We start from the raw sequence: 8,063 nt of genomic DNA, 5'->3' as shown, positions 1-8,063 counted from the left end.
TTGGTCCACATTCCAGACTGAAATTCCATGGCTGACTGAATCGCATCGGGCGCTCGTTGAGATCGCCGTGACGATCCGTGCGCGCCTTACGGCCGGCCAAGACGTTGGCGTGCAGGCGCTCAATCTCCTTCGTCAGTGCCTTGGTCAGATGGGAGCCACGCCGTCCGACGCGAGCAAGATTGCGGTGCCCGATGGCGATGAGGAAGACCCAGACGAAGCGCTGTTCAAAAGGTGAAGCCCTAAAGCGAGTTTCCGCCTATGCGCAGGCTGTCATTGACGGCTACGTTGTCGCTGGGCCTCATGTCCGCAATGCCTGCCGTCGGCACTTTGACGACTTGGCAAAGGGCGAAGAACGAGGGCTGTGGTTTGACGAGGACGCTGCTGCTCACGTTCTCAACTTTTTCGAGCAAGGACTAAAGCTCAGCGAGGGCCAGTTCGACGGCCGGCCGTTCGACCTTCATCCCAGCCAGGTATTCAAACTCGGTTCGATCTTCGGATGGAAGCGCGAGGACGGCACACGCCGCTTTCGGACGGTCTACATCGAGGAAGGCAAAGGGAACGGTAAATCGCCCTTCGCTGGCGGCGTTGGGCTGTACGGCCTGACAGCCGATGGAGAAGCCGGCGCCCAGATCTACGCAGCGGCCGCCAAGAAAGACCAGGCTCAAATCCTGTTTCAGGACGCCTGCAAGATGGTTCGGCAGTCGCCGGCTCTCTCGAAGCGGCTGACGTTCAGCGGCGGCATCGGCAAAGAGTTCAACGTCGCGCATCACAGATCGCAGTCGTTCTTCCGCCCGATCTCCAAGGAGGCGGGAAAGACAGGCTCGGGTCCGCGGCCTCACTTTGCGCTTTGTGACGAGGTTCACGAACACCCAGACCGCAGCATCATGGAGATGCTCCAGCGCGGCTTCAAATTCCGTCAGCAGCCTCTGCTTTTGATGATCACGAACTCCGGTTCAGATCGCAACAGCGTGTGCTGGGAGGAGCGGGAGCGCGCGGTTCGGGTGGTGTCTGGTACGAAGACGCCAGACGATGAATTCTCCTACGTCGGAGAGACATGGGACGGCAGCGATAGCGTGTTCGCCTATGTCTGTTCGCTCGATAAGGACGATGATCCACTCAACGATCCCGCGTGCTGGGTAAAAGCTAACCCGCTTCTTGGAACGATCCTGACCTATGAATACCTCGCAGGCGTCGTTGCCGAGGCGAGGGACGTGCCTGGCAAGCTCAACAACATCCTTCGCCTTCACTTCTGCGTCTGGACGGATGCGGATAAGGCATGGATGCCGCGCGCAACGGTCGAAAAGGTGATGTCTGAGTGGGATTTGCCTGACGGCGGACCTCTTTACCTTGGCATCGATCTATCCTCGTCCAAGGATATGACGGTGATCGCCTGCATTGCTCCCACGGGAGTTCGAGAAATCGAGCGGCGTGATGGCTCTGTCGTCAATCTTCCGACGTTCGACGCATGGGTTGAGGCTTGGACCCCGGGAGACACGCTGGCCGCTCGGACTTCGGCTGATAAGCAGCCCTATGACGTCTGGGAGCGTAATGGCTACCTAAACGCGCCAGAAGGGCCGCGCATTCGGTACGATATCGTCGCTGCCCGCGTTGCCGAGCTTGATCGGGATTATGACATCCAAGCGATCGCCTATGACAATTATGCCTACGCTGCCTTCAAGGAAGAGCTCGATGTTTATGGCATCAGCGCGGAGCAGCTGCCGCATCCTCAGGGCGGAAAGATACGAGCGAGACCTTCGGCCGAACGGCTCGAGGCGGCCAAAAACGCAGGTGAAAAGCCTCCGCTTGGGCTCTGGATGCCTGGGTCGGTGGCTGAGCTTGAAAACCTAATCATCGACGGCAGGATCCGACTTCGTTCGAACCCCGTCCTGATGACAGCCTTGATGGGCGCAACCTTCAACCATCCACCCGATCCCCATGGGAATCGCTGGTTTGTGAAGACAAGAGCTTCGGTTCGCATCGACGCTGCAGTGGCATTGGCCATGGCAACGGGGGCTGCGACTGACCGGCCAAATCCCGATTCCGGCCCGTCAGTTTACGAACGCCGAGGCATACTGATGCTGTGAGGACGAATGGGTATTCTAGATCTGTTTCGTCGCTCACCGCCGGGTGAGGTGAGGGCTCCACCCCGCGCTGAGATTGGTGATGGGACAGTCGTATACTCGCTTCAAGATCCGGCCTTAATGGAGTTTCTCCGCTGCGGGTACGAATCGGCATCGGGTGCGACGGTTACGATTGATACGGCTCTTCGCAACACATCGGTTTTCCGGGCAGTCAGCCTAATTTCCTACGCGATCGGCATGCTCCCACTGCAGCTGATCAACGAAGATACGAAAGAGAAGGCGTCTGACCATCCCCTATATCGGCTGCTGCATCGCGAGCCGAACAATTGGCAGTCAGCCTTCGATTTCCGTTCGCTTATGCAGATGAGGGCACTAGTTCACGGCAACGCATACGCTCTAATCATTCGCTCGCGTGATCTTACCACTGGCAAGAAGAACATTGTTCGCCTCATTCCGCTTGATCCCGAGAAGGTAACGGTCACACAGAACCCTGACTGGACGGTTGTCTACAAGTACACGCCTTCACAGGGGGGGCAGCGTATTCTCAACCCAGATGAGGTGTTCCACCTTCGTGGCCTTTCAGTTGACGGCATCCATGGTCTCTCGCTCGTTCGACAGGCGAGGGACGCGATTGGCCTCGCCATCAGCGCGGAACTAGCGGCCGGCCGACTGTTCAAAAACGGGTCGTTCGTCGGGGGCGTTCTGACCCACCCCGGCAAGCTAAGTGATCCCTCACTGGAGCATCTGAAGGCAAGCTTAGCCGAAAAAGAGGGTGCCCAGAACGCCGGCAAGAATCTCGTGCTCGAAGAGGGCATGAAATACGAGCAGCTTGGCCAAAACGCTCGCGACGCGCAGATGACCGAACTCCGTAAGATGCAGGTTGAGGAGATCGCCCGGGTTACGGGCGTGCCGCGTCCACTGCTGATGGTTGATGAAACAAGCTGGGGGTCCGGTATCGAGGCTCTCGGCCGGTTCTTTGTCCAGTACGCCCTTGGTCCGTGGTTTGAGGCATGGCAGCAGGCCGCCGAACGGTCGCTACTCGTTGGCGATGAGAAAGACACGCTATCGATCAAGTTCAATCCAGGTGCCCTCCTGCGCGGCTCTATGAAGGACCAAGCAGACTTCTTCTCCAAGGCACTTGGAACAGGCGGCGCTCCAGGATGGCAGTCGCAAAACGAAATCCGAGGCATCCTTGATCTTCCGCCTAAGGAAGGTTGCGACGATGTCAGCAAGGGCGCGATGGGATTGGCCCGCGCTGTTGGGGAACCAGTCAATGACAATTCGGAAGCCTAACGCGCGATTCTTCGCGAAGATGCCGGCGATTGATGATCAGTTCGATCGGCCAGAAGGGTTTAGATATGAGCCCGATCAGCCGCTTGCTGCCTCTTTCAAGGCAAAATCGGGTGTCGCTGCCGAAGGTGATAGCCCGACGATCAGCTTGTTTGACTTTATCGGAGACAACGGCTTTTCCGACGCGCGAATGGCTGCAGCGCTTCGAACGATTGGCGCCGATACCGACGTCGTACTTGAGATTAATTCTCCTGGCGGTGACTACTTCCAAGGCGTTGCGATGTACAACATGCTCGCTCGGCATAGAGGTAAGGTGACGGCTCAAATTATGGGCGTCGCTGCGTCTGCCGCCTCACTTGTGGCGATGGCGGCCGATACCGTCTTGATCCCATCGAATGGCGAACTGATGATCCACAATGCGTGGGGCATCACGGCCGGTAACGCTGAGGATCATGCGCAGACGATTACGACACTCAAGCACCTCGATCAGGCAATGGCCGAAACCTACGCCAAGCGGGCTCAAAAGGAGCCGGCTGAGATCTTGAAGCTGATGTCTAAGGATCGTGGCGGCGGCACCTACTTCCGTGGGCAGCAAGCAGTCGATATTGGCCTCGCTGATGGCCTGCTCGATGTTCGGGCCGAATCGCCTGTATACGCAGACAACTCCGACGATATCTCTCATTCGCTTCGCGAATGGGATCGAAAGCTTGCGGGCAAGCTGACGAAGGCGGAGCGTCGACAACTCTTTCATGATCTGCGCGGCATGCAGGACGCTGCCGCCGACGCCATGCAGGACGCTGGCATTCTCGCGAGCCTCCAAGCGCTCGTAGCAACCTCCACCTCTTTCAAAGGAGGGTCTCTATGACCTTCATGCCAATCATGCGGCGTCCGCGTGGCCTTCTCGCTGTGCGCGCAGAGGCCACCCCTGCAGACGTCAAGACCGCCATCGAAGCAGTGAATAGGGGCTTCGAGACGTTCAAGGCCGAACACACGAAGCAGCTCGAAGACCTGAAGAAGGGCAAGGCCGACGTTGTCCTTGATGAGAAGGTTGATCGCATCAACGCTTCGATCGGTGATTTGCAGACGAACGTCCAAAAGTCGATCGATGAGATCAACGCGAAAATCGCTGCAGCCAAACTTGGCGAGAGTGGCGTGGGTGATCTCCCTGCGTCAGACCCCGAGTATATTGAGGGCTTCAAGGCCCATATGCGCAAGGGCACCATCTCGGCGGCCATGACGAAGGGGACGGATGCCGACGGCGGCTATCTGGCTCCGATTGAGTGGGATCGAACGATCACGGGCAAGCTCAAGCGCGTCTCTCAGATCCGCGCGAACGCTCGCGTCGTAAGCATCTCTGTGTCAGGCTTCAAGAAGCTCTTCACGGATCGCGCTGTCGGCTCTGGCTGGGTTGGTGAAACCGCCTCGCGTCCGGCGACTTCTACGCCGCAGTTCGGTTCTCTCGACTTCACGCCGGGCGAGCTTTACGCCAACCCGGCGATCTCTCAGCAGCTGCTGGACGACGCGGCCATCAATCTCGAGCAATGGCTCGCAGATGAAGTCGAAACCGAGTTCGCCCGCCAGGAGGGCATCGCGTTCCTTTCCGGCAACGGTGCGAACAAGCCGTACGGTATTTTGACCTATGTCGAGGGCGAGGCGAACGCCGCCAAGCATCCTTGGGGCGCGATCCCGGTCACGAACAGCGGTCAGGCCGCAGCCCTAACGGCTGACGGCTTTCTCGACTTGATGTACAGCCTGCCTGGTGAATTTGCTGGCAACGCAAAGCTGTACATGAACCGCTTGTCGCTGGGCTCTGCGCGCAAGCTCAAGGACGGCCAAGGTAACTACCTCTGGCAGCCTAGCTACGTATCTGGGGAGCCGCAGACGCTGGGTGGTTCGCCGATCGTCGAGCTTGCCGATATGCCGGTCGTGGGCGCTGGCAACATTGCCGCTCTCTACGGCGACATGGCGTCGACCTACCTCGTGATTGATCGCATCGGCATCTCGGTGCTCCGCGATCCGTTCACGAACAAGCCTTACGTCCACTTTTACACGGTCAAGCGTGTTGGCGGTGGTGTCTTCAATCCTGAGCCGATGCGTGCACTGAAGGTCGCCGCTTCCTAAGGGCAAAAAGGTAGGCCAGGGCATTCCGCTCTGGCCTTTTCTATCTGGAGGCTTTCATGGCTAACAAGCACACCGAAAATGGCGCCGAGGTCAAAGGCAACGGCATTTCTGAGGCAACTGCGTTCAGTCCATCTGGCGCTCCGCTGCAGATCGTGCCGGACGTTGATCCGTCGCATCCTGCCGTAGACGCGGATCCCAGATCAAACACCACCGCCCTGCAGAATCGCATCGATTTCAATGATCCGAATCTGACGACTGCAGCTGCAGTAGAGAAAAATCTCAAAGAGCAGTCCAAGGTCTGATGAAATGAGCAATGTCGTTGTTGCCGAACTAGCACCTCTCCTGACTATCGATGAGGTTAAGGAGCACCTCCGCATAGAAGGCAATGACGACAATGATCGTTTAGAGCTCTGGATCGGGGCTGCAGTGGGCGCCGTCATGCGCTACTGTAATGTTGCTATCGTGCCAATAGGTGCAGAGTTCGAGTTTAAGGTGGCGGCCCTGATCTGGATTGAAGATCAATGGCGGCAAATCGGGCCTGAGTCTGGTCTTAGGTCAGAGCAGGTGGATGGAGCGTTTTCACGCACCTTTACTGACGTGGCCACCATGTCGGGATTGGCCAAAATGACCATTGGTCGCCTCCTAGATCCCTATCGCATCATGAGGGTCTGATGCGGACGATCTCCACTTATCGCAAACTGATGGACCAATACGGCCGCCGCGTAACGATTGAGCGGCCCGTTGTAAACGGCGTGCCTCTTTCGGCTCCCGCTGTGCGAGCTCGAATTCGCGGGGCGACTCAAGACGAGATTGCCGGCGGCATCTCTGCGAGTTCGCGTCGTGTCTTGGTCCTGGCGGCAGATTTGCCGCCAGAGATGGCGCCGCTCCGAAAGAACGATCGCCTCATCGTTGACGGCATTCGCCTGACGTTCACAGAGCGCCCGGATGACCAAACGCACCGAGATGGCGATTTGCTTCTGGCCTACGACGGGGTCGCAAGCGGAGGGTAGACATGCAGCTAGACGCCTTCCGCCGACAGGTCCAGGTATTTGTATCGGACCTTAAGTCACCCGCAGCGCGGTCCAAAAGGCTAGCCGATGTCGCCGAAAGAGGCATCGCGGATATTCGCGCCAGCAATCGATCTGCCGGGGTGGGTGATACGGTCCCGCAGGTCACGGTCGACGGAAAGAAGGGCGCTCCGTTGCCATCCGTCCAGCCGGACGGCGTCATTGTCGCCGAGTTCAATCCCGTCCTGCATGTTCTGGAATGGATCGGCGAACAGCTGATCATCGAAAGCCCGCGTCTGACCGGGAAATATCAACGCAGCCATGTCCTCGAAGTGGATGGCGTTGAGCACGATCCAGATGGCATTATTCCGGTGGGCAAGGTCTACCTTTTCGTCAATCGGCAGCCCTACGCCCGTAAGATCGAACCCAGGACGCACACAACGCGCCGTAGAGACCGCACAGGACGCGACAAGCGCAAATTCGTGCAGACATCGCGCGTTGGCGCGGGACAGTCTCAGCAGGCTCCTGAGGGCGTTTACAGCGCCATAGCCGTGACGGCCGCGACACGCTTCGGCAATATCGCTCGCATCACCTACTCCGTCGACAATTTTGACGCTGACACTGGCTACTCGCACCCCGCCATCATCGTGAGGCCGTTCTGATGGCACATCTCTCCGTCGTAAAAGCCGTAGAGGCACGGTTGGCGGCCGGGTTCAACAAGTGCACCGTCTATGTCGAAAACAGCTTCACTGAGACACCAGACGAGGCTGGCGCTTGGGCGCTCTTGGACTTCCCCTGGTGCCGCGCCGAGTGGATCACTGCGGACGAGTTCGAGGAGGAGGGCGGTTTTCGCATCCTCATAGCCGCTGATAGTGGATCGGGAACACATGAAGCCCGAGCATGGCTGGATGAGATTGCCGCCCTTTTTCGCGGGCAAAGCTTCGAAGGCGTGCAGTGCTACGCACCGCAGTCGCCAAGCACGAACGATCGCAGCGCCAACGGCTCATTCTTCACACTGTCGATCACCGTTCCCTACAAATTCGTCATCGAAGGCTAAGGAGGCCGCCATGGTGCAGATCGCCAACATCTCCGGTTCGCCAGTCTTGTTTCGGAGTGACGACGCCGAGCTCGTCGAAATCATGCCGGGCGACGCAAAGGCTGTCGCGACGTCGAAGGATCACCCTCGCGTTGCAGCCTACGCGGCAGTTGGCCTCATCCAGGTTGGCGGCACCGAGGCGCAGGCCAAGAAGGCCGCACGGGAAAGGGCGCCCATCGATCCTTCTCCGCCGCCTGAGTAGCGGCAACCGACCCTCTTCTCGCAATCCCGCGAGACACCATGGCCGCCCTTCGAGGCGGCCTTTTCTTTGCGCCATCCACGAAAGGACAAGGCCATGGCGAACAACCCCAATCCGGTCGCGCGAGCTCGAATCTCGATCGGCAGTGCGACGGACGCATTCACCGAGGCGGCCCTCGCCGCCGACACCTACACGCAGATCAAGCACGTCCGGTCCGTCCCGGGCTTCGGCGACAGCTTTCAGGACATCACGGTCGAAGAAGTCGATGA

9 protein-coding genes and 1 pseudogene are annotated in these 8,063 nt (G+C 58.7%); all 10 read left to right on the top strand.

Annotated features, from left to right (window positions below; all coding sequences use genetic code 11):
• Positions 1–235 (top strand): annotated as a pseudogene (locus B146_RS29465) (hypothetical protein); the annotation flags it as partial.
• Positions 198–2,084: a terminase large subunit gene (locus B146_RS0124280; protein WP_155897710.1), complete on the top strand. Its 1,887-nt coding sequence runs from the start codon at positions 198–200 to the stop codon at positions 2,082–2,084. The pseudogene B146_RS29465 and the gene B146_RS0124280, both read left to right, overlap by 38 nt.
• 117 nt (positions 2,085–2,201) lie before the next feature.
• Positions 2,202–3,374, top strand: a complete 1,173-nt coding sequence (locus tag B146_RS0124275; RefSeq protein WP_019999072.1) for a phage portal protein — start codon at positions 2,202–2,204, stop codon at positions 3,372–3,374.
• Positions 3,355–4,236 (top strand): head maturation protease, ClpP-related, encoded by an 882-nt coding sequence (locus tag B146_RS27385; RefSeq protein WP_162141978.1) that lies wholly within the window; start codon positions 3,355–3,357, stop codon positions 4,234–4,236. Before B146_RS0124275 ends, B146_RS27385 begins: the two co-directional genes overlap by 20 nt.
• The gene (locus B146_RS0124265; RefSeq protein ID WP_019999070.1) at positions 4,233–5,492 is read left to right on the top strand and encodes a phage major capsid protein; all 1,260 of its coding nucleotides are present in this window, start codon (positions 4,233–4,235) and stop codon (positions 5,490–5,492) included. Before B146_RS27385 ends, B146_RS0124265 begins: the two co-directional genes overlap by 4 nt.
• Positions 5,493–5,548: 56 nt before the next feature.
• Positions 5,549–5,794, top strand: a complete 246-nt coding sequence (locus tag B146_RS28800) for a hypothetical protein (protein WP_081631130.1) — start codon at positions 5,549–5,551, stop codon at positions 5,792–5,794.
• A gap of 4 nt (positions 5,795–5,798) precedes the next feature.
• A complete protein-coding gene (locus tag B146_RS28125; RefSeq protein ID WP_019999069.1) occupies positions 5,799–6,164 on the top strand; it encodes a head-tail connector protein in 366 nt (121 codons plus the stop codon).
• 340 nt (positions 6,165–6,504) lie between these two features.
• Entirely contained in the window at positions 6,505–7,161 is a 657-nt protein-coding gene (locus B146_RS27375) for a hypothetical protein (protein WP_019999068.1), read from the top strand.
• Complete coding sequence (locus B146_RS0124245) at positions 7,161–7,556, top strand: phage tail terminator-like protein (RefSeq protein ID WP_019999067.1); 396 nt, start codon at positions 7,161–7,163, stop codon at positions 7,554–7,556. Before B146_RS27375 ends, B146_RS0124245 begins: the two co-directional genes overlap by 1 nt.
• A gap of 10 nt (positions 7,557–7,566) precedes the next feature.
• On the top strand, positions 7,567–7,797 hold the full coding sequence (locus tag B146_RS0124240) for a hypothetical protein (RefSeq protein ID WP_019999066.1): 231 nt from the start codon (positions 7,567–7,569) through the stop codon (positions 7,795–7,797).
• Positions 7,798–8,063: the final 266 nt, after the last annotated feature.

Source organism: Aureimonas ureilytica DSM 18598 = NBRC 106430, from assembly GCF_000382705.1.
GTDB lineage: Bacteria > Pseudomonadota > Alphaproteobacteria > Rhizobiales > Rhizobiaceae > Aureimonas > Aureimonas ureilytica.
This window is presented reverse-complemented; position numbering and strand designations above follow the sequence as displayed.

Excerpts from the sequence above, each read along its gene's own strand:
- B146_RS0124280 (WP_155897710.1), top strand. The coding sequence starts at position 198 with ATGAGGAAGACCCAGACGAAGCGCTGTTCAAAAGGTGAAGCCCTAAAG.
- B146_RS0124275 (WP_019999072.1), top strand. The coding sequence starts at position 2,202 with ATGGAGTTTCTCCGCTGCGGGTACGAATCGGCATCGGGTGCGACGGTT.
- B146_RS27385 (WP_162141978.1), top strand. The coding sequence starts at position 3,355 with ATGACAATTCGGAAGCCTAACGCGCGATTCTTCGCGAAGATGCCGGCG.
- B146_RS0124265 (WP_019999070.1), top strand. The coding sequence starts at position 4,233 with ATGACCTTCATGCCAATCATGCGGCGTCCGCGTGGCCTTCTCGCTGTG.
- B146_RS28800 (WP_081631130.1), top strand. The coding sequence starts at position 5,549 with ATGGCTAACAAGCACACCGAAAATGGCGCCGAGGTCAAAGGCAACGGC.
- B146_RS28125 (WP_019999069.1), top strand. The coding sequence starts at position 5,799 with ATGAGCAATGTCGTTGTTGCCGAACTAGCACCTCTCCTGACTATCGAT.
- B146_RS27375 (WP_019999068.1), top strand. The coding sequence starts at position 6,505 with ATGCAGCTAGACGCCTTCCGCCGACAGGTCCAGGTATTTGTATCGGAC.
- B146_RS0124245 (WP_019999067.1), top strand. The coding sequence starts at position 7,161 with ATGGCACATCTCTCCGTCGTAAAAGCCGTAGAGGCACGGTTGGCGGCC.
- B146_RS0124240 (WP_019999066.1), top strand. The coding sequence starts at position 7,567 with ATGGTGCAGATCGCCAACATCTCCGGTTCGCCAGTCTTGTTTCGGAGT.